This is a genomic window from Staphylococcus saccharolyticus (assembly GCF_900458815.1).
Lineage (GTDB): Bacteria > Bacillota > Bacilli > Staphylococcales > Staphylococcaceae > Staphylococcus > Staphylococcus saccharolyticus.
Map to the genome: position 1 here is coordinate 1,391,766 of NZ_UHDZ01000001.1, position 22,201 is coordinate 1,413,966.

Genomic DNA, 22,201 nt, shown 5'->3' on the forward strand with positions numbered 1-22,201 from the left:
TATTAATTTTTAAATAGAGAGATTATAATAGATAATGAATTTTATTATTTAATAAATATATAATCCATTTAAAATGGAAGGATGCTAAAGAATGATTAAAACGATAATTTCAAAATTTTTACAGATGATTATCGTCTTATTTATATTAACCACTTTAACTTTTATATTCATGAAAGTATCACCCGGAAACCCCGTAGGCAAAATTTTACATCTAGATACCTCGCAAGTTTCGAATTCTCAAATCAAGGCGACAGAGAACAAATTAGGTTTAAATGACTCTATATTTTCACAATGGTGGCATTGGTTTAGTCAATTATTACATTTTGACTTAGGTACAAGTTACCAAACTGGAGAATCTGTTTCTAAAGAATTATTAAATTATATCTCACCAACATTGATTATCACCTTTGGAACGCTTGTACTATCAATGATTATCTCTATGCCATTAGGGATTATAGCGGCTTTAAATTATCATAAATCATTAGATAAATTGATACGTATTTTAACATCATTATCTGTCAGTTTACCTTCATTCTTTATTGGTTTAGTATTATTGTTTATTTTCAACCAAAAATTAAATCTATTGCCAACCTCAGAAGAAGGTTCAATTACTAGTTATATTTTACCTATTGTTACTATGAGCATAGGTATGTGTGCATATTATATACGTTTTATACGTTCCAATCTTTTAGAGCAATATCAAAGTCCCATAGTTGAGGCATCACGACTAAGAGGAATGCCTGAAAAATATATACTATTTCATGATATTTTCAAACCAACTATGATACCTGTTATTCCGCTATTAGGTTTATCAGTAGGAAGTTTAATAGGTGGAACAGTTGTTATAGAAAACCTATTTGATATTCCTGGATTAGGTTACTTTTTAGTAGATAGTATTAAATCTAGAGATTATCCAGTCATTCAAGGTTGTGTGCTATTGATAGGCTTCTTTGTTGTCATTATTAATACTATTGCTGATTTGCTAGCATTGTTCATTGATCCTAAACAACGCTTTGCGATGATGAGTAAACATCAACTATTCAATTTTAAGCAGTCAAACATAGATAAAAGTGAAGGTGATCATCATGAATTTTAAATTAACGAAGAAGAACACAATTTTTTTAGTGTTCATCGTTTATATGATTATCCTTGTTGCCTGCCAATTTTTGGTTAATAATGAATCAGCATTTAAAGTTAATTTATCTCACACATTTGAACCAATAAGCTTTAACCATTTACTAGGTACAGATGATTACGGTCGTGATTTATTTAGTCGCTTAATCATAGGCGCACGTTCAACTTTATTTATCACATTATTAACATTATTATTTACAGTCATCATTGGAGTGCCTCTTGGATTACTTGCAGGTTATAAAAAAAGTTGGATTGATGCCGTAGTTATGAGAATCATTGATATCGGTTTAAGCATACCAGAGTTTGTTATTATGATTGCTCTAGCAAGCTTTTTTCATCCTAGTATATGGAACCTAGTGATTGCGATTACGTTAATTAAATGGATGAACTATACAAGAGTAACAAGAGGTATTGTTAACGCAGAAATGAACCAATCTTATATTCTAATGGCACAATTTTTCAAAGTTTCAACTTTAAATATTTTATTTAAACATCTATTACCAAAAGTTATTCCTTCTATTTTAGTCATTATGATTGTAGATTTTGGAAAGATTATTTTATATATTAGTTCACTATCCTTTTTAGGATTAGGAGCGCAACCGCCATCTCCTGAATGGGGAGCAATGCTTCAAGCAGGACGTGATTTTATTACATCGCATCCTATTATGATTATCGCACCTGCTACATTGATATCTATGACTATATTAATATTTAATCTCACAGGTGATGCAGTTAGAGATCGTTTATTGGAGAAAAGAGGTGTAAAGATTGAAACTTTTGACGGTAAAGAATCTTAACGTTAATGATGATACCGGAAAATCGCTCATTCAAAATGTCAATTTAACTATTTATAAACAAGCAATGAATATTATTATCGGCGAAAGTGGGGCTGGAAAGAGTCTGACAGCAAAAGCCCTTTTAAATTACCTGCCACCACACTTGAGCATGACTTATGAAAAATATGAAATAGATGATAGAAATTCTCAAGACATCAAACAATTACTAGGAAGACACATTGGATATATTTCTCAAAATTATGCCCAAAGTTTTAATGAATACACGTCTTTAGAGAAGCAGTTAATAGCGATTTATTGTAATCATTTTGATGTTACTAAAATGGAAGCTTTAGATAAAGTTAAAACAGCTTTAACTTGGGTGAATTTAAATGATACTTCAATTATAAAAAAATATAGTTTTCAACTTTCAGGAGGACAATTAGAAAGAGTTTATATCGCAAGCGTCCTCATGTTAAATCCCGAACTTATCATCGTGGATGAACCAGTAGCATCTTTAGATGTTGTCAATGGCCATCAAATAATGAAGTTATTACAGCATATCGTCAAGGATCATCACAATACTGTTCTATTAATTACTCATAATATGAATCATGTGCTTAACTATGGAGATTATTTTAATGTCATGAAAAATGGTAACCTCATTGAAACGGGAGAAATAAACAACTTATTTAATCATCACATTATAGAGAATTATACGAAACAATTACTCTGTTATAGAAATAAGTTGCAGAAGGGAGTGCATCAGCAATCATGATACTGATTAATCATGCTTCCTTCGCTTATCATAAAAAAACGCCTATTTTTTTAAAAGATATCAATTTACGTATTGATCAAGGTGAAAAAGTAGGGGTTTTAGGAGAAAGCGGGGCTGGAAAAAGTACGCTTGGTTCGATAATTTTAGGTCAACATATTCCAACTAAAGGCAATATAATCATTCAATCTAAAAAAGTATTACCCATTTTTCAGCACGCTATAGAAAGTTTTGATCGTCAATATACGATTCAACATTCTCTTGAAGAACCTCTTAACTTTTATCGACATTTGAAGTCGAATGATATACAAGAAACAGTTCTTAAATATTTAAACAAATTCAATTTATCTTCACACTTATTAAAGAAGTACCCATCAGAAGTAAGTGGGGGGCAACTACAAAGATTTAATATTATTCGATCATTAATGGCTCAACCTGATATTTTAGTTTGTGATGAAATCACATCGAACTTAGACGTTTTCGCTGAACAAAATGTGATTAATATATTAAAAGAAGAGGAAGAAGTTAAGTCAAAAACAATAATTGTGATATCTCATGATTTGTCTGTCTTGCAAAGATTAACTCAAAGAATGATAGTTCTCAAAAATGGTAAAATTGTTGATGATTTCGTTAATAAAGATTTATTTAGCAACCAAAGACATCCATATACAAAACTATTAATTCAAACATTTGAATAATTGATTTATATAATTAAATACTTCAGATGATTTTCATTAATGAAATGAACCCCAAAAGTTGGACTCAAAATCTAACTTTTGGGGTTCACTACATAATCATTCGTTAATTGATTGCCACCTTCACCAAAATACCATGCATTGGATTCAAATTGATATACGCTGAATTATCTTTCATTTTTTTATCAGCATGTTTGTGATGCCAAGATCTTTATTTAAAAATCCTCCAAAACGACACTTGAACTGAACGCTTTAATTCCTTATCTGGACTTACGAATAGAATTTTAGCATTTGGTACCGCTTTTTTCATTTCGTCAATTGTCTTAGTATGTGCTTGTCTAAATGATGTAAGAATAAGCTCTGGTTTAGATTTAGGCAATTGATCATAACTTGGTCTACAGGAACTTTAACAGTGACTGTTTTCGTTTCACCACGATGATGTGTATTATTCTTATCCTTAAATTCATATGTATTTTTAATAGTCACTGTTTTTTAGAATCATGACTATTATTTGACTTATTGTTGTTTCCACAAGCTGTTAATACTATAGCAAATAATAAAATAGATACTAATGTTAATATTTTTTTCATAACAATCCTCCTATCAATAGTGATAATCATTTTCAATAAGAATATTGATACTTATTTATCATCTGATAGATACATATCTAGAACTTCACATACCGCACGATTCGTATTATCTATAACTGTGATATTTGGATTTTTTATCAATGATGTATGTTCTACGAATTGATTAGCTACAAAATAACCTCTAGAGGCGTACTCTAACATATGTATATCATTGTGATCATTACCAAAAGCGAGCAATATAATCACTCTTTATGCCTAAAATATATTTGAGATTTACTGTCTAATTGGTGTGCAATCAAGTCAAAGTCCTTGTTTTTAATATTTAATAGAATTACTTTAATAGGATATTGAATGGCGTCCATATCTAATGGTTGAGCTTTACCATCAAGATCAATACGTTGATGTTGATATAGTTCATTATCAGTATCCAAATTAGTAGCATAATTAAATTTATCATCAATGATGTAAGATAGGTGTAAGATAATTGATATTTCTTTATAAGCTTTTTAATTAGACTAATATCATGCTCATTGATTACCGAAACAATTTCGATTTGTCTATTTTTAGAGATAATTAAGCCATTACCACCAACCAATTAAGGTATCATCTTCAAATTCGGGTATGACTGGTAGCAAATCTCTTATAGGACGTGCTGAAGTAAATATTACATTGTGATTCGCAAGACGTAGCATGAAAAGTCTTTGCTTAATAGATGAAATGTAGATTAAGTAGATTGTGTGAAGGTGCACCCCTGTGATTACACACAACTTCCTATAATATATATTATGTAAACTAAAACGGCAAAAAGAGCATATTGGCTATTTTACCAATATGCTCGTCAACTATAAATATGATTATTTTTTTAATTTTTTACGTATACGACCTAATGTTGTGAATAACCAATATTTTACTTTATTAATTGGTTTATAAAAGTCACCAATTAATTCCTCTATTTGAACATTAAACCCTCTTTTGAAGCGATAAACTCCATAATCTTCACTATCTTTAGTAAAGTTACCAGATAATCCATAGAAATTATATCTATCATAACCATTGTCGAAGCAATAATTCATCATATGCCAATGCATTGCATATGGGCCCATATATTGATTGTACTTTTCTGAAGATCCTCCAGAGAAATAATTGACTTCATAAGCATTAGCAAAGTAAACACCAGCCGCTAAATTTAATATAGAACCATCAGTTTGACGTAATTCACTGGCATGGAGCAATTCTTTCTTATCATGATCTATTTGTTTATCTAACTCAGCAATTTTTCTTAATTGCTTATCATTTTTATTTTCTTTAGCCATCATATTATCACGACGGTTTTCTTTATCGTTAAGAGATTTTTGAACTTTCTTAATGTATTCATCTAAATCAATATATGCTAAAGGAACTAAAACTTTCTCTCCATAATAATCAATGAAATTATAGAAATACTGATCTGTCTTAGACACAAAGCCTGTTCTAGCTTCAGTTTCACGATATAAATCTAAGAATATGTCAAACTCATCTCTATCAAGAAATCTTACCTTCACACTGTAGTTTATCGCTTTATTTATATTTCTTTTACGTTGACTATCAAATTCTTTTTTTAATGAAGAAGGTGTTTTCCCTTCTAAATTTAATACACCCATCCATCTAACTTGACTTGATAAATCATACTCGGTGGTAAAACCATGATGGTCATACCCATGTGATTTAAAAAGATTCACTAATGCATCATTTTTCTCTGTTAGTGGATTAATATCTTTATCGTGAATTTGATAAATCCAATATGGATCTAATTTTACATATAAACATTGATGTTGATGCAAATATTTTTCTAATTCTCGCAAATAAAAGTCAACCAAACCTAAATCTGAATAGTCCATAACTGGACCTCTATTTGAATAATAAACATAACTGCCCATTGTAGGAATTTTAGAGAAAAGGCTCGCTGCAATCACTCTATTATCATCATCTTTAACACCTAATAATACAACTTCAAAACCATCGGCCTCACGAGTCACAATATTTTCTTTCACTTGAAAATAATGACTTTCTAAAGATGGACTTTGTATAAAGTTCTCAAATTCTTTAACTGTTAACTCTATAAATTTCATAATTAGTTAATTTCCTTCCTAAATTCTATTTCTTTAACTTTTTAAGTGCATTATAGATTTTATACATAGGTTTATTAATTGGTTTAATAAAATCACCCACATATTCAATAACTTCAGCATTATAGCCTTTTTTGAACTTAATTACTCCTACATCTTCAGCTTCCTCACTAAAATCTCCACTTATTCCATAAAAATTATAGCGACTAATACCATGCTCTAGTGCATAATTAATCATTTTCCATTGAACTGCATAACTACCTGCAAAGTGTCGATAACGGTTAGAAGTACCACCAGCATAATAAACAACTTCAAATGGATTTATTACAAAATAACCAGCTGAAATAGGTAATTCATTACCATGTTCTTGTTTTAAATATTCAGCTTCTTCAATTTTTTGTTTATTCGCTTTTAATTGCTGTTCAAGATTATCTTTTTTATTAAACACTTTTTTATTATCAGGGCGCTTTTCAATATCTTTAAGCGCTTTATTATAATCTTTTTGTAAAACCTCTCTCTCACTATTGAGCTCTTCTATGTATTCCTCAAAATCAATATATGCTAGAGGTACTAGTACACGGTTTTTATAATGGTTAAATCTATTATAGTAGAAACTATCATCTCTATCGGCAAATTCTTTCGTTTCGGTTGTGTCTTCCATGAAAGACCTGAAAATTGGTAATTCTTCTTCAGTTAAAAAGCGAACTTTTACACCGTTTTTTTGAACTTTCTTAGTATTACGTTTTCTTAAACTGTCCATACCATTTAATACATCTTTAGCAGTCTTGTTTTTTAAATCTAACACCGAGTGATATCTCACTTGAAGTATTGGATCAAAACCTTTGTGAAAGCCTTCATGTTTGTAACCTAAATCTTCCATTTTATTGAAGAACCAATCATGACCAGCATTATTAATCACTTCACCATCATGATTTAAATATTGGTATGGAAGATATGGATCAACTCGTAGATATAAACAGTTATACTTCTTTACATATTTACTTAATTCATTAAAGAAAAAATGAACAAGCTCTTTGTTATCATAATCAATCACAGGGCCACGATTTGAATAAAAATACTTAAAAAATTTCATTACTGGTACAGCAGTTAATAAACAAGCTGCTATTACTTCATTTTCATTATTTTTTATTCCTACCAAATGTGATTCAGTACCTTCAGCGACTTTTAATTCATAATTACCTTCCATTTGAGTGAAATGGCTATAAGGCATTTGATCAGTAAAGTCACCAAATTCTTTAGCTGTTAAATTTGTAAACTTCATCATCATAACTCCCATTTATATCTTTATAGAAAACAGATCGTTAAATTTCACCTTTTATTATAAAATCGATTGAAAAGATACGCATATATATTTCTAATCTAGACAAGTATACAATAGTTATTACTAAAACTAAAACTAAAACATTATCTAATTAAATCATTATGTAAAATATTAAATCAAATTTATTGCTTCTTTATTACTTCATTACTTCGTTGACTATATGTATAAAATAATATGGGCTTAACAAAATGTCGACCCATATTATGTCATTTTCACTTTTATTGTAATGCATTTAATATTGCTTTACCAACGACTTTACTTGATTGAGGGTTCTGACCAGAAATAAATTTACTATCTTCTTCCAAATGTGAAGTAAAGTCATCTTGTGCTACAAAATGTGCACCTTGTTCTTCTAATTTTGATTGTGTTAAGAAAGGTACTTTATTTTCAAATCCCATTGATTTTTCTTCACTATCAGTAAATGAAGTAAGCTTAATACCATCAACTAAATACTTACCATTACTGTCTTTAACCCCTACAAAAGCACTGGGGCCGTGACATACTGAAGAAATGATTTTGTCATGATTTCTAAAATGAATTAAAATTTCTGCAAGCATATTATTATTAGCAAAGTCGAAGACCGTACCATGACCGCCTGGTAAATAAATTGCGTCGTAATCATCAACATTTATGTCATCAATACTTGCAGTGTTATTTAGATGAGATACAAATTTAACATAATGATTTAATGCTTCATCAGATGTAGAATTTGGATCTAAATTCACTTTTCCACCTTTGACTGATGCTACATCTACAACAATACCTTCTTTAGTTAATATATTAAAAGGTTCAGCTGCTTCTTCTAGCCATAAACCTGTTTCTGTGCCATCAGGAAATTGATTAATACTTGTTAAAACAAATAAAACTTTTTTACTCATTTATATTTCACCTCATTAAAAAAGTATTTGTTATATATAAGTACCCAAGTAACGTTAAAGTTATTCAAAAATCGTATATCGTTGTTTAAAATTAAGCTATTTACAATCACATGAAAATCTTTTTCTATTTGTATCTATTATAAATATAAAATATAAGATGATTTATAATATATCTAATGTTTGTCTAATAGTTTTAATGTATTGTATGAACTCTTGTGGTTGGTTTTTTTTCTAATCTACGTACAATTTCACTATCAATAACCACGCCATCAGCTATTTTACCAATCTCTTTAACATGCTCATAATTTTTTATACCAAAGCCAGCAACCACTGGTACTTTTGAATTTTCTTTAATTAAATTAATTTAATTTTTCTCTTTAGCTCTGATGAAATTGTTCATTTTTACCAGTTGTCGCGTTCATAGTTATTGTATATATAAATCCTTCTGCTTGTTGAGCAATTGTTTTCATTCTCTCCTCATTTGTAGTCATAGCTATTAACGATATGATTTTAACTTGATGAGTGGAAAATTTATTTTTAAATTTTTGAGCCATGTAGTACACCTGGTCTACCTTTTCCAATAGCCAACGCATGTTTATTACTATGAATACCTTCTCCTGTAGCTTCGACACCAAATAATTTAACATTTTCATTTATAAATGGGTAAAATGACCCAATTGAGTTTGAGCCCCACCAACACAGGCAACTATTACATCTGGTAGCCCCTCTTTATGTTTAATTTGATGTTTAATTTCATCTCCTATGACGCTTTGAAAATTTCTTACCATAGTTGGAAATGGATCTGGTCCTAACGCAGAACCTAATAAGTAGTGCGTGTCTTCAACGTGACTAGCTCAATATTGTAAAGCCTTATTTATGGCGTCAGACAGAGTGCCTTGCCCTTCTTCTTTTGTCCCCCAATAATTCCATTCTAAATACATTAAGTTGTTGCCGTTTAATATCTTCTTTACCCATAAATACAATGAGTTCCATATCAAATAGCGCTGCTACTGTTGCGCTAGCTACTCCATGTTGTCCTGCTCCAGTTTCAGCCACTAATTTAGTTTTCCCCATACGTTTTGCTAATAGAGCTTGTCCTATTGCATTATTAATCTTATGGGCACCAATATGATTTAAATCTTCTCTTTTAAGATAAATTTTCGCCCCACCTAATAATTTTGAATAGGCTTTTGCGTAAGTTAAAGGCGTTTCCCTTCCCACATATTCTTTCAGAAAGTAGTGTAATTCTTTTTTTAAACTTACATCTAGCTTTGCTTGATTATATGCCTCTTTTAATTCAAATAATGCTGGTATTAGTGTTTCAAGTACATATTTCTTCAAAGAAACCTAGTTCATCAACTTCTGTTTGAATTCTCACTTATCATATATCCCCCTTTTATAAAAGTTAAAATTTGAGCCATTTTATTAAAATTTTTAAAGTTATTGGTTTCTATACCACTTGCGATGTCATAGCCTGCTTGCCCTAATTGAAGTTTTTCTAATTGTTGTATATTTTCAATATTCAACCCACCTGCAATCAAGAATTTTACATTTTTAATGTTTTTTAACATATTCCAATTAAAGACTTTTCCTGTACCACCATAGTTTTCAGACGGAGTATCTATGATAAACAAATCTACATAATTCTGATACTTTTGTATATGCTCTTTCAAATATTTATCAGCAGGTATGCTTTAGTAATTTTAATACCTGGTTTTATAGCTTTGATATTTTTGATTAGTTGTATTCTCTCATTACCATGTAATTGTATTGTGTTGATATTAGTTTGTTTTATCAATGTTTCTACTAAAGTTATCGATGGATCTACAACTACTGCTACTCTATCGATATGAGAAGGAATAAGTTTAGTTAGTTGTTGCATTTTTTAATTGTTACGTGTCTTTTACTTTTTGTAAAATGTATAAAACCTATAGCATCTACATTTAAATTTCGAATTCTATCAACATCGGTACTATATTTAAAACCGCAAAATTTCACAATCATCGCTTTACCTTAGGAAGCTTTAAACTAGGTAAGAACTGACTTAAATTTTCTGATTTCATCAAAGCTTCCCCTATTAATAATCCATCAATACCTGAAGTAATTATTTTCTGCACATCGTTTTGACTATGTATACCACTTTCTGATATGTAGTAATGTTTTGCTTTTTTATTTTTTAAAACATTATTAGTGCGTTCTACGTCAGTAACGAAACGTTTTAAATCTCTACTATTTACTCCAATAATATGAGGAGAAAGTTGATGTGCTCTTTCTAATTCATATCTATCGTGAACTTCTACTAATACTTCTAAGTCTAGTTGAGTAGCGTAAGCATACAAATCTTTCAATTGTTCATCCGTCAGTATATTTACGATAAGTAAAATGATTGAAGCGCCAGAAACTGTGCCAGTTGGTAGTAAACTCGCTATCACACTCATTAGAGAGATATTAGGCTTTAATTCCCCTACCACTTCACTCACAATGTGCATAACATGTTCATATTTTTCTATATTCATTAATTTAGTTATTTTAGATGTTCCAGTTTTACAAATTCTATGAATATCATTTCTACCTAAGTCAACTAACATACTATGTTCACTTACTTCATTTTCATCATTAATAAGCAATGTTGCATTCTTTTCATCTTGTGCGACATTATTCCCCCTTTCAACCGTTCCAGCTATAGGATTTGTATATACAAAGTTGTCTTTAACTTTTACGAAACTTTCTGGAGAACTACCTATAATAATTGGTATATCTTTATTTATATAGTACATATATGGACTTGGGTTTCGTCTTTTTAATTTTTGATAAAGTTGAAATGTTAATTGGTGTAAATAGCAATCAAAATGATGTATATAACTATAAATTCTAGAAGGCACAACTTGAAACATATCGCCTTCTTTTATTTTCTTCTTCAGTGCTCTAATATTTTGAATAAATTGATTTTCAGATATATTGGTTAATATTCTACGTTGAGAACTATCAAACTTTATATCATCCCTCCAAAAGTCAATCGTCTTTAATTCTTCTAACCTTTTGTTAATATCTTCTTTCAAATTTTCCTTTGTTCTATTAGAAAATAAATTGCTTGCGATAATGTATAATTCCTCTTTGTAATGATCAAACACATAGACATTTTCAACTAAATAAAATTGAACATCATGCTCTCTATGATTAGACAAATGAATATCTCTTAACTTTGGAAATTCATGTCTAACTAAATCAAAACTACATGTGCCTATAAATCCAGATATAAATGGCAAGTTTTTTAATTGCTCATCTTCGATATCAAAATAAAATTGATTAATTAATTTTTTTAAATATTTATATGGCTTGGAAGTAACTGTCTTGCACTTATCAACTATCTGAATTGAAAGTTGAGTATTATCAAGTTTTACACTGACACAATCATCAAAAATTACAATAGAATATCTCCCTTTAAGCTCTTCTTGATTCGTACTTTCAAAAATAATTTTTGTCTTAATTGAGCAAGTGCTTCTGGAGTAATTTAAGCATTTAACTTTTTATAAAATACATCCATATACATTCTCCTTTCTAATTAAAAATCAGCATCCTTTAAATTTAAACACGCCGATTCATTATGTCAACTTTATTTTCAAAATGATTTAAAAGATTATTAACTTAATCCCTTTTATTCTTAATAATTCAAAAAATACTATTTATCTAACTATTCTTTTCATTTCTAAAGCCTTGAGCCACTATATTTTAATGAAAAACACCACAATACCGCGTATACCCAATAAGGACGCGTTACCGTGGTGCCACCTTAATTAACAACTAATTTGTTCACTTTCATCTATGCTTTTATAATTCAAAAGCCCAATTCATCTATTATAAAGTGCTAATTTACATCTACCATTAGCTTTCTATTTGCTACAAATTATAAAGACTACTTACTTGTTTGAATAATCTGATTTTTCTGATTATTAAGTATATTGCATATTAAATTTAATTTTGTCAACACTAGTTATGATAATTAATTTATTTAAATAACACGCATTATTCGTCTTTTTGGTATCATCTCATTTAATTTTATTGATTGAATCTTTATTATTAACATAAAATTCTCTTATCAAATTTTGTTCTATTATTTCATCACTTTATATAATCGCTATTGCTTACTTTAATTAGCTCATTTACAATGATATTATTCTGAAAATTTCGAAATAAGGTGATTGATGATGCAAAAAATATTATTTGTAAGTATTGGACTAATTGGTAAGTTTAGCAAGTAATTTAAAATATTATAACTCACAAATTAACATATTAGCTTTTGATTCTAATGAAACTCAATTAGATAAAGCTCTCTCAATAGGTATTATTGATGAAAAAGTTCATGATTACAAAAATCTGCTGTAGAAATTGCTGATGTCATCATTTATGCTACTCCTGTTCAACAAACAATAAAATATTTATCTGAATTGACTAATTTTAAAACTAAGCAAAATCTAATAGTAACCGATACGGGAAGTACCAAAATGTTCATTCAATCATTTGAAAAATTATTGCTCAATCACGATATCCATCTTATCGGAGGACACCCTATGGCTGGAATCCATAAATCAGGTGTATTAAACTCCAAAAAGCATTTATTTGAAAATGCATATTACATTCTCGTGTATGATGAAGAGGAAAACCAACAAGCGGCTAAATACCTTCAACATCTTTTTAAACCAACTTTAGCAAAGATGATTACTACAAGTGCTAAAGAACATGATTTTGTTACTGGTATTATTAGTCATATTCCCCATATTATAGCTTCAAGTTTAGTTCATTTAAGTGCTAAATTTACGACAAAACATTCTTTAGTTGAAAAATTAGCTGCTGGTGGATTTCGTGATATTACTCGCATAGCAAGTAGTAATGTACAGATGTGGAAAGATATCACTATGAGCAATCAAGATAATATTTTAACTTTACTTAAAGAGTTTAAAACACAGATTACTTTTCTTGAAAAAATGATACAATATAAAAACGATGAAACAATTTATAAATTTTTTGCTGAAGCTAAAGAATATCGTGATCACTTACCCTCTAAACAACGTGATGCAATTTTATCAAGGTATGATCTATATGTGGACATTCCGGATAAACCTGGTATGATAAGCAAAGTTACTCATATTATAAGTTTACATAATATTTCTATCATAAACCTCAGAATATTAGAAGTACGTGAAGATATTTATGGCGCTTTACAAATTAGTTTCAAAAGTCCTGAAGACCGCGAACGTGGTATTAGAGCTTTAAAAGAGTTTGATACTTACATTGCATAAATTTACCCCCCTCAATTATCATCATATGTTGAAATATACACACTAATATTTGAGGGGATTTATTTATATTGTTCATCACCTACATTTTATGACCAGCCATCAGTCCCAAGCGTCCATGTTTTGTTCCTGCATCTGTATAAGAAGTAGCTTTAGAAATAATACCTTTACCATACTTCAAATGTAAGTAATCAATTGTTTTAGCAAGCTTTTCATCTCTTTTACGTTCATATTCATTAATAAATAAGTTGAGTTGTCTATCTTTTTCTTCAATAAATTGAGTCAATGATACACTTAATGTTCTATACAATGCATTTTTATCACATAAAAGGTTTGCAAAATAATTAATCACTTTAAAAATCTCTCTCTCCAAATTTGTAGGATCTTCCAATGTATATTGTTTATGCACCCCTCCACCTTCCGCATATCCAAATGAAAAATGAATGGTACGTGCTAGCTTTTTTTGCGCTCTCAAACGACTAGCAACATCTTCAATCAACTCTTGCATAACGATTTTCGATTCTTCAAATTGATAATCTCTCATTAATATTTGACTTTTACATATTGAAGGATTGGTCACTTTGTATTTTTCTCTAATTTTACTTTGATCAATACCGTTAGCATGTAAATGCATATCTACACCTAAAATTCCAAAGTCACGCTTTAAGTAACGATATGGATATTTTGCTAAATCTCCGATTGTAAATATTCCTCTTTTATTCAATTTCTTTTCTGTACGCTTATTAATTCCCCAAAAATCTCTGAGAGGTTGAATAGGCCATAATTTTTTAGGTACATCTTGATAACGCCATTCTGCTATTCCATCTTTTGTATGTTTTGCTTCTATATCCATAGCAACCTTACTTAATAACATATTTGAACCAATTCCAACAGTACAATGAATCCCTGTCTCTTCTAATATTTCACTTTGCAATCTTTTACAAAAAGCACAGACTGTAGAATTAAATCTATGGTAACTATCTGTTACATCCATGAAAAACTCATCAATGCTATATTGATGTAAGTCTTCCGGTGGTACATAGCGTAATGCAATTTTCGAAATAGCAACAGATATATTCAAATACTTTCTCATACTCGGATTAATAATATAAATATCGTTGCGATGTGGTATTTCAAAGAGTCTTGAACCTGTTTTAATTCCTAGTTCTTTTAACTTTGGAGTCGCTGCTAAAACTACTGAGCCTTGTCTTTTAGTATCAGCTACAACTGCTAATTTTGTAGTTAACGGATCTAAACCTTTTTCCATACATGAAACACTCGCAAAGAAACTTTTTTGATCAATACATAATACATCCCTATCTTCTAATAAATTATAGTCATACATAACTATGCCTCCCTTACATAGCACATTATATACAAACATTTGTTCTCAATCAACAAAAATAGGAACAAATGTTCTATTCATGGATGAATCATCAAATCTATCGCTTTTCATGCTATACTAAAAAGGTAATATTTATTTAACAAAGGAGGATGTTATTTATGCCTATCGTAAATATAAAATTATTAGAAGGACGTTCTGACGAACAATTAAAAGATTTAGTTACTGAGGTAACTCAAGCTGTAGAAAAAACTACTGGAGCGAGTAAAGAAGCCATACATGTGGTTATTGAAGAAATGCAAAAGAATCACTACGCTGTGGGTGGCGTTAGAAAGTCTGACCAATAAATTGATAAAAACCCCTGAGAAAAGGAATTGTCATTTCACAAAACCTTCTATCTCAGGGGTAAAGTATATTTATCAATTGACCAGATTTCTAATTATTTTAATTCTTATCTTCAAAGAATTTTTGTATTGCTTCTTTATTTTTATTAGTATCTATTTGAAGCGCACTTCCGTCGTTATTAGTATTAATGTCTTGATAGCTATTTTTAATAGGTATAGTTAAAGATTTAACATCTTTATCACCACGAATTCCAAAGCTTAAGCCAGTTTGAAAAATAGCTGAATTAGGCATGTCAGTGTTAACGTAACCTCTTAGGGTGCCAGCGACTTTCGGTAATTTAGCAACTGTATTGAAATTTACTAATTCTTGTTTTAACGTTTGCATCACTTGCTGTTGACGTCGAACACGTCCAAAATCACCTTCAGCATCATGACGGAATCTCGCATAACCTAGTAACTCTTTACCATTTAAATTATGATGACCTTTTTTCAATGACACCCCAATATTTTCGGACATATCTTTTTCAACATCTATAGGAACACCTTTAGGTTCTAATTCATCAATCATTTTCTCAAATCCAGTAAAATCAATAACGGCGTAATATTCAGGGTTGATTCCTAAATTTTTATTAAGCGTTTTTCTTAATAATTCAGGACCTCCCAGTGAATAGGCAGCATTAATCTTATACTTATCATAACCAGGAATATCCGCATAAATGTCTCTCATTACAGACATCATTTTCATCTTCTTATTTACATAATCATATTGGACAATCATGATTGAATCCGTACGAGATTTTCCTCCTTGCGCTTTATCAGCACCAAGAACAAGAACCGAAATCTTCCCATCATTTTTGATTGCACCATTAAATTTATGCAACTTAACATCTTTTGCGTGTTCTTTAGCATATTTCATACCACTGTTATATTGATGCGTAATATAAACAATTAAAGAGATAAGAATAATGAGAATAATTAAAATGATAAAAGGTAATTTACGTAGTCGTTCTGTCTTTCGTCGCCTAGAAGGTGTCGAAGTTGTGCCTGTGTGTCGTCGATACTCTGTTTCTCTAATATCCTTCTGTTCAGTCATATTTACCTACCTTATATCTTCAAAATTACATATCTATATACTATAATTAATATGTATTAACGTTATAGAAAAAGTATTCAAATTGCAAGAGTTTTTTTATAAATGGTACTAAGGTCTAATGAAAGGGTGTCAAAAATGAATATTAATACAGCATACTTTGCTGGTGGTTGTTTCTGGTGTATGACCAAACCTTTCGATAAATTTGATGGTATTGAAAAAGTAACTTCTGGATATATGGGCGGACACACTGAAAATCCTACTTATGAAGAAGTTAAAAGTGGAAACACTGGGCATTTTGAAGTCGTTAGAATTGAATACGATGTTGCACTCTTTTCATATCATAAACTTTTAGAAATTTTCTTTTCAGTTATTGATCCTTTAGATAGTGGTGGTCAATATCAAGATAGAGGTCCTCAATATAAAACTGCAGTATTTTATTCAAACAATAATCAAAAGGAACTAGCTGAACAATATATAGAAAATCTTCAAGATAGCCTATACGCTGATAAAGCCATAGTAACAAAAATTTTACCAGCCTCGACTTTCTATCAAGCAGAAGAATATCATCAAGATTTCTATAAAAAAAATCCACAAAGATATGCTCAAGAGCAACAAGATAGAGCAAATTATCAAGGTGAAAATAATTAAAAGAGACGAGCTTGGGACATAAATAATATGTACAGGCTCTTAAACACTTTAACAATGTGCTTATATCAAACATTTTACAAGTATAAATTGCAGAAGTGGGACAGACTTTATAATAAAGTCTGTCCCACTCTGCTCTCTTTTTTATTTATGGCGAATAACCTTCATTACTTTCAACATACTTTCCCATAATGAAGCATTTTTTTGATAAACTAAAAATCTTGGTTCCCAGTTTGGACTATATTTTTCTTTGTATCGTCTTAGACCTTGGAATCGATATAAACCATTAAAATGCTCAAATACTCTTCCTGCTAAACGTTCTCTCAAATATGAGTAATGCAATTGTCCTACGTTTGAAAGTGTCGCCATTCCCATATTAAAAGCTTTATAACCTTTATTTTTACCCCATAACAACATATGAAGATACAAGCCATCCATAAGTGGCAAATCTAATTCAGGTAACCAGCGAATCAAATCAACAGATATTGCATCATTAAAATATGTCGGCATTAAGCTACAAAAAGCAATCATTTCTCCATTTTTATCTCTCATTACACCAATTGGTGCCTTGGATAAATAAGATTGAGTAAATTGTCCTACAGAAAAATGCATCTCATTTCTACCATCTAACCATCGATCACTGACATACTTAACTTCATTAAAGAAGTCTTGTGAAAAAGGTGGCTCAATAATTTCAAAAGTAATATCTAAATCATCAAATTTATTTAACGTAGCTCTAAAACCACGACGTTTTTTTCCTGAAGTAGTAAATGTAGTTAAATCAATAATTGCTTCTTCACCTAATTTGAAAAATTGATTTCCAAAATTATGGTACAACGGCATATATCTATCACTAATTTGATAGAAAATGATATCATACCCTTGATATTCAGCAAATTGATAAAATTCTTCTAATAAAGACTCAAATGTACTTGGATTTCCAATAGGATCTCCTAAAACCACTAAAGCATTAGCTTTATAACGATACATGAGAAAGGACGCTTTATTTTCATGAATAAAACAATCTTTATCACCGCTATAAACAAGATGACTTAAATAATTCCCACCATATTCCTGAATAATTGATTCACATATTGTTAAGTCTGAGATATGATATGGGTGTTTAAACTTGAAGTCAAATAACCAAGCAATTAACCCAACAATTATCATCACAATGAGAATTGTAATCCAAAAATAGTATCTTAATAATGATGTATCTACTTCGATATGATAAATATCTAAAGCATATAAAGTTCCAGCGATTAAAATATGATTTAAATATAATACAATAATGGTTAATAAAAGCATTAGCATAACTTTTCTAAAGCGCACCGGTTGTTTAAGAACTAGTGCACGACGATAAGCCAACACAAGTAATATAAACATTACAACCAACCATGTTAAAAGTAAAAACGATGCATAAGTATAAATCGTTGCTCCAGCAATTAAAACGATAGATAACAACGCATAAATGATTGCTCTACGACTACGTTTGAATATACCTCTTACATTTAAAATCAGTAACAAACATGCACTTGTCTGAATAGATAGTGTGAGATAATAGGCAAAATGATCATCATCATATAAGCCATCATACACAATTGTTAAATTATTTATTAAAAAAATAATACTCGTCAAAAATATTAAAATTGCTAATGAGAAGGAAGGTATTTTAGCTAAAATATCTTTCTGATAAGATCTTAAAAATGATGTGACATCTTTAGCTGGCACAAAATATTTTGAACCTTCAATGTATTTTTTTGCAGTTGTACCAAATTCAAAAGTAGATAATACTAATGCAATGATTACAGGTACAAAATAATACGCAAAACGATACAATACAAGTGCTAAAAGTATTTTTTCTTCTGACACATTAAGAGACTTTAATCCTAATAAAACGACTAAATCAAAAGCACCAAAACCACCTGGAATGAAACTCACTAATCCAGATAAAGCAGCTATCACAAAAATTCCGACAAATGTAATAAACGAAATGTGTATACCAACGATTAATGCTGAAAAGTATAACACCGTAGCCGCTGCTATCCATTCAATACAAGAAACTAACGTACAGTATACACCCATAAAACGATTTGCCTTGTCAGCGGGTTTTACTATTGTATAAATGATAAATACAGGCAAGAATAATGCCACGATATACAAAATCCAACGTACCCAAGAAATTTCATCTATCATATGCGATACATTGAATACATGCATGACGACTAAAATGGACAACAAACTTAGACCCGTTAACATTGAAATCAAGATAATTGAGATATAATGTACAAGCTTTTTAGTGTCTCTCGTATAATTTTTATAAACAAATGCTCTCACACCTGCTCCGATAAAACCACCAAATCCTATAATAGAGTTAAGGGCGTTAATAATATAACTTACTCTTAACACTCTCATAATAGGTATTTTCAATTTTAATGATTTTACTAAAATAATGTCATAAAAAGATAGGAGAATCAGCGAAAGCCCCCCACCTGTAAACAATAACACTAACCACAATCTATTTATTTTGCCGAATTGCATTAAAATATCTTTAAAATTAATATGAGATAGTTCCCGATACAACGTAAATACAACAAAAATAAATAACGCTGCAGCGAAAATAAATTTTAATATTGACAATAATTTACTTTTTAATTCTTGCGTCATTTTTTCACTTCAATTCTAGTTAAATATAATTCATGTCAAAAATATATCACAAAGATATTATTTATAGAATATCATTGAGCGATATGAATCTAACATTATTGTAATACTCATATCACTTCAGCTTCTAGTGTGTATAAAAAAGAATCCTCAATTGTTGAGGATTCTAGCTTATCGACAAAGTATATTTTAATATTTTTATTCGGTAATTTCTTCTTCCTTTTTAATATTATACTCACCTGCATCATTACCATAATAACGATTATATCTACGTTTAAATAACAAGAATATGTGAGAAACTAATACTTTAAGCACTGCATATAATGGTATACCAATAATTACACCAACAATACCCATTAAATTTCCTGCACATAACAGGATGAATATAATTGTTAAAGGATGGATTTTTAAAGTTTTACCCATCACATTTGGTGAGATGAAATGTCCTTCGAAAAATTGAACTAAAGTCCAAACAACTGCTAATTTAAGTAACATTAATGGAGAAGTAATTATAGCAATAACGATTGCAGGTGAAATCGCAATAGTTGGTCCTAAGTATGGAACTACACTAGTTACAGCTGCAATACTCGCTAAAACTAAAGCGTATTTTAAGCCAATAATCGTATAACCTATAAATAATAAAATTCCAATACAAAAAGATACAATAATTTGTCCTTGAATATAAGATCCTACTTGAACACTCATTTTTTCAAGTAAATCATGGAAGTCTTTTCTAAATTTAGGAGGCATAATTTTAGTAGAATAGTCTTTAAACTTATGCCCATCCTTTAACATAAAGAACAATACAAAAGGTGTAGTAACAATAACTACTCCAATATTAGCAACTGCTTCAGCAAATGAGGCAAGTTTTGACCCGAAACCATCAGAGTAGTCAGATAACATCGAAGGAATCTTTTTCTGAGCTGTTTCTAACCAGTCATTAGCTTGACTCATATATCCAGATAGAAACGAATTATTAGTAATTTTATCGACTGACTGTGTAATCTTATGAAAATAATTAGGTGAATTTTTAACAAAGCTTTCAATCTGTGAACCAATAACCGGAATAAGTAAATTTACAATCAATGTAATAATGCCAACAATAGCAACATAGATAATTGTAATACCTAACAATCTAGGAATTCGATAACGTTCCATTAAGTTCACGATAGGATTAAATAAATAGAATAATACTAGTGAAACGATGATTGGTGCTGCAATTGTATTAAATACAATAATAAAAGGTTGAAATACATATGAAATCTTATCAAAAATAAATATAACAATTCCTAATAAAACTAATGCACTCAAACCATATATTAAATCATTACCTCCTAAAAACCTCATAAATTGAGTTTCAGATAAACTGAAAAAGTGACTTTTCTTGCCACTTACTCTATTTTCGTTTTTCATTAAATTCACCACACCTTAAGTTAATAAGTCTATTAAAACACTCGTTTTTTAGTTTGATTGTATTTTAAAATCAATACATTTGAAAGCACAATATTTGTCATAACACAAATTGATTGATTTAAATCATAATTGCTAAAATGTTTTATTTTTAGATTTTACTTTTTATTAATTTGTGCTTCGAAATGATAAATATGCAAAGTAAGATAGACAATCTCTGATTCATATACATTAACATTAAACTCTCTTTGGATCATTTTCAAGATTTTATAAGCAGTATTAAAACATCTAGGATATAAATTTTTGACCATCATTATAAAGTTATCTTGTGCTTCTATGTATTCACCTTTATTAAGCTTGTATATTAAAAATTGTATATGCCTAATAAAACGTTGATACTGAATTGTTGTTTTATTTATTTCATGTTTCAAGTCTGTTTCAATAATAGTCATACTTTTATTGATTAATTTATTTACCACTGAGATGTCATGAATAGATAATTTTTTAGAATTAGAAGCGATATGTAGCGCTATAAAGCCTATTTCATCTTCTGGAAAATATACATCTAATGTTTGATTTAATTTATTAATTACCCTCTTAGCTACTTCATAAGCATCACTATAGAGATGTTTAGTTTCAATTGCAAATGGATTAGAAATCATTTGATTTTGTTTAAGTCTTTTATATGCATAGATGATATGATCAGTAAGTGCAACAATTAAATTTTTGTCGTCTGTAATCATACCTGATTCAGCAATGATATTCACCGATTCTATAACTGCTTGAACAACGTGATCTTCACCAAGTTCAACAAGCGTTTTATAATGTTCTTGCTGTTGTTGCTGCTCTAATTTATATACTTTTTCAATTGAAGCATCATCGTGAATTATCATTCCAACTTTTTTATTAAATCCTATACCTTTTCCTATTAAGACAACTTCTTGATTATTACTTGTGCATATGATGACGTTATTATTTAACGTTTTTGTTATTTCGTACTTACTCATCATAATCACCTTTCTAATGTCATTATTAAAATTATAATGCTATTTTTTTAAAATGAAAAGTAAACAAGTTAGTAGAAAATTATACACAAGTATGACATTTTTATTCTTTT

At 29.7% G+C, this 22,201-nt stretch carries 15 protein-coding genes and 7 pseudogenes; 7 read left to right on the forward strand and 15 right to left on the reverse strand.

Annotated elements, in window-relative coordinates:
* Positions 1 to 91 precede the first annotated feature (91 nt).
* The 4 genes from nikB to DYE57_RS06905 are packed head-to-tail and all read left to right on the forward strand — an operon-like array spanning position 92 to position 3,380.
* Positions 92 to 1,096 (forward strand): nickel ABC transporter permease, encoded by a 1,005-nt coding sequence (nikB, locus tag DYE57_RS06890; RefSeq protein WP_115313397.1) that lies wholly within the window; start codon positions 92 to 94, stop codon positions 1,094 to 1,096.
* Positions 1,086 to 1,931 (forward strand): nickel transporter permease, encoded by an 846-nt coding sequence (nikC, locus tag DYE57_RS06895; protein ID WP_115313398.1) that lies wholly within the window; start codon positions 1,086 to 1,088, stop codon positions 1,929 to 1,931. The genes nikB and nikC overlap by 11 nt, the downstream gene beginning before the upstream one ends.
* Positions 1,903 to 2,685 carry an ATP-binding cassette domain-containing protein gene (locus tag DYE57_RS06900; RefSeq protein ID WP_115313399.1) on the forward strand — a complete coding sequence of 261 codons (783 nt, stop codon included), beginning with the start codon at positions 1,903 to 1,905 and terminating at the stop codon, positions 2,683 to 2,685. The genes nikC and DYE57_RS06900 overlap by 29 nt, the downstream gene beginning before the upstream one ends.
* Entirely contained in the window at positions 2,682 to 3,380 is a 699-nt protein-coding gene (locus tag DYE57_RS06905) for an ABC transporter ATP-binding protein (protein ID WP_115313400.1), read from the forward strand. Before DYE57_RS06900 ends, DYE57_RS06905 begins: the two co-directional genes overlap by 4 nt.
* A gap of 71 nt (positions 3,381 to 3,451) precedes the next feature.
* Here the strand turns inward: DYE57_RS06905 and DYE57_RS06910 are convergent.
* The 10 genes and pseudogenes from DYE57_RS06910 to DYE57_RS06950 all read right to left on the reverse strand — a co-directional run.
* A pseudogene (locus tag DYE57_RS06910) lies at positions 3,452 to 3,967 on the reverse strand (substrate-binding domain-containing protein).
* A gap of 51 nt (positions 3,968 to 4,018) precedes the next feature.
* A pseudogene (locus DYE57_RS11860) lies at positions 4,019 to 4,734 on the reverse strand (HAD hydrolase family protein).
* An 87-nt stretch (positions 4,735 to 4,821) separates the two neighbouring features.
* Positions 4,822 to 6,075 carry an aminoacyltransferase gene (locus DYE57_RS06920; RefSeq protein ID WP_115313401.1) on the reverse strand — a complete coding sequence of 418 codons (1,254 nt, stop codon included), beginning with the start codon at positions 6,073 to 6,075 and terminating at the stop codon, positions 4,822 to 4,824.
* Positions 6,076 to 6,100: 25 nt separating this feature from the next.
* Positions 6,101 to 7,354, reverse strand: a complete 1,254-nt coding sequence (locus DYE57_RS06925) for an aminoacyltransferase (protein WP_115313402.1) — start codon at positions 7,352 to 7,354, stop codon at positions 6,101 to 6,103.
* A 278-nt stretch (positions 7,355 to 7,632) separates the two neighbouring features.
* Positions 7,633 to 8,292: a type 1 glutamine amidotransferase domain-containing protein gene (locus DYE57_RS06930; RefSeq protein WP_115313403.1), complete on the reverse strand. Its 660-nt coding sequence runs from the start codon at positions 8,290 to 8,292 to the stop codon at positions 7,633 to 7,635.
* A 162-nt stretch (positions 8,293 to 8,454) separates the two neighbouring features.
* Positions 8,455 to 8,861 (reverse strand): annotated as a pseudogene (locus tag DYE57_RS12845) (tryptophan synthase subunit alpha); the annotation flags it as partial.
* Positions 8,833 to 9,670: pseudogene (gene trpB / locus DYE57_RS06940) on the reverse strand (tryptophan synthase subunit beta); the annotation flags it as partial. The pseudogenes trpB and DYE57_RS12845, both read right to left, overlap by 29 nt.
* Positions 9,648 to 10,296, reverse strand: a pseudogene (locus tag DYE57_RS06945) (phosphoribosylanthranilate isomerase). The pseudogenes trpB and DYE57_RS06945, both read right to left, overlap by 23 nt.
* Positions 10,293 to 10,640: a beta/alpha barrel domain-containing protein gene (locus DYE57_RS12370; protein WP_232619774.1), complete on the reverse strand. Its 348-nt coding sequence runs from the start codon at positions 10,638 to 10,640 to the stop codon at positions 10,293 to 10,295. The pseudogene DYE57_RS06945 and the gene DYE57_RS12370 overlap by 4 nt, the downstream one beginning before the upstream one ends.
* Before the next feature lie 15 nt (positions 10,641 to 10,655).
* A pseudogene (locus DYE57_RS06950) lies at positions 10,656 to 11,803 on the reverse strand (anthranilate synthase component I); the annotation flags it as partial.
* A gap of 694 nt (positions 11,804 to 12,497) precedes the next feature.
* On the opposite strand from DYE57_RS06950, the pseudogene DYE57_RS06955 reads away from it, so the two are divergent.
* Positions 12,498 to 13,589, forward strand: a pseudogene (locus DYE57_RS06955) (prephenate dehydrogenase).
* Positions 13,590 to 13,668: 79 nt separating this feature from the next.
* On the opposite strand, the gene DYE57_RS06960 reads toward DYE57_RS06955, so the two are convergent.
* Entirely contained in the window at positions 13,669 to 14,931 is a 1,263-nt protein-coding gene (locus DYE57_RS06960) for a Y-family DNA polymerase (protein WP_115313405.1), read from the reverse strand.
* A gap of 158 nt (positions 14,932 to 15,089) precedes the next feature.
* Here DYE57_RS06960 and DYE57_RS06965 point away from each other — a divergent pair, with 158 nt between their 5' ends.
* The gene (locus tag DYE57_RS06965; protein ID WP_165417872.1) at positions 15,090 to 15,275 is read left to right on the forward strand and encodes a 2-hydroxymuconate tautomerase; all 186 of its coding nucleotides are present in this window, start codon (positions 15,090 to 15,092) and stop codon (positions 15,273 to 15,275) included.
* A 97-nt stretch (positions 15,276 to 15,372) separates the two neighbouring features.
* Here the strand turns inward: DYE57_RS06965 and DYE57_RS06970 are convergent, their stop codons facing one another.
* Positions 15,373 to 16,365: an LCP family protein gene (locus DYE57_RS06970; RefSeq protein ID WP_115313407.1), complete on the reverse strand. Its 993-nt coding sequence runs from the start codon at positions 16,363 to 16,365 to the stop codon at positions 15,373 to 15,375.
* A gap of 135 nt (positions 16,366 to 16,500) precedes the next feature.
* Here DYE57_RS06970 and msrA point away from each other — a divergent pair, with 135 nt between their 5' ends.
* Positions 16,501 to 17,013 (forward strand): peptide-methionine (S)-S-oxide reductase MsrA, encoded by a 513-nt coding sequence (msrA, locus tag DYE57_RS06975; RefSeq protein ID WP_115313408.1) that lies wholly within the window; start codon positions 16,501 to 16,503, stop codon positions 17,011 to 17,013.
* 141 nt (positions 17,014 to 17,154) lie between these two features.
* Here the strand turns inward: msrA and mprF are convergent, their stop codons facing one another.
* The 3 genes from mprF to glcT all read right to left on the reverse strand — a co-directional run bounded on the left by mprF (position 17,155) and on the right by glcT (position 22,091).
* The gene (gene mprF, locus DYE57_RS06980) at positions 17,155 to 19,677 is read right to left on the reverse strand and encodes a bifunctional lysylphosphatidylglycerol flippase/synthetase MprF (RefSeq protein WP_115313409.1); all 2,523 of its coding nucleotides are present in this window, start codon (positions 19,675 to 19,677) and stop codon (positions 17,155 to 17,157) included.
* Positions 19,678 to 19,872: 195 nt separating this feature from the next.
* On the reverse strand, positions 19,873 to 21,087 hold the full coding sequence (locus DYE57_RS06985; protein ID WP_165417871.1) for an AI-2E family transporter: 1,215 nt from the start codon (positions 21,085 to 21,087) through the stop codon (positions 19,873 to 19,875).
* A 155-nt stretch (positions 21,088 to 21,242) separates the two neighbouring features.
* A complete protein-coding gene (gene glcT / locus DYE57_RS06990) occupies positions 21,243 to 22,091 on the reverse strand; it encodes a glucose PTS transporter transcription antiterminator GlcT (protein WP_115313411.1) in 849 nt (282 codons plus the stop codon).
* Positions 22,092 to 22,201: the final 110 nt, after the last annotated feature.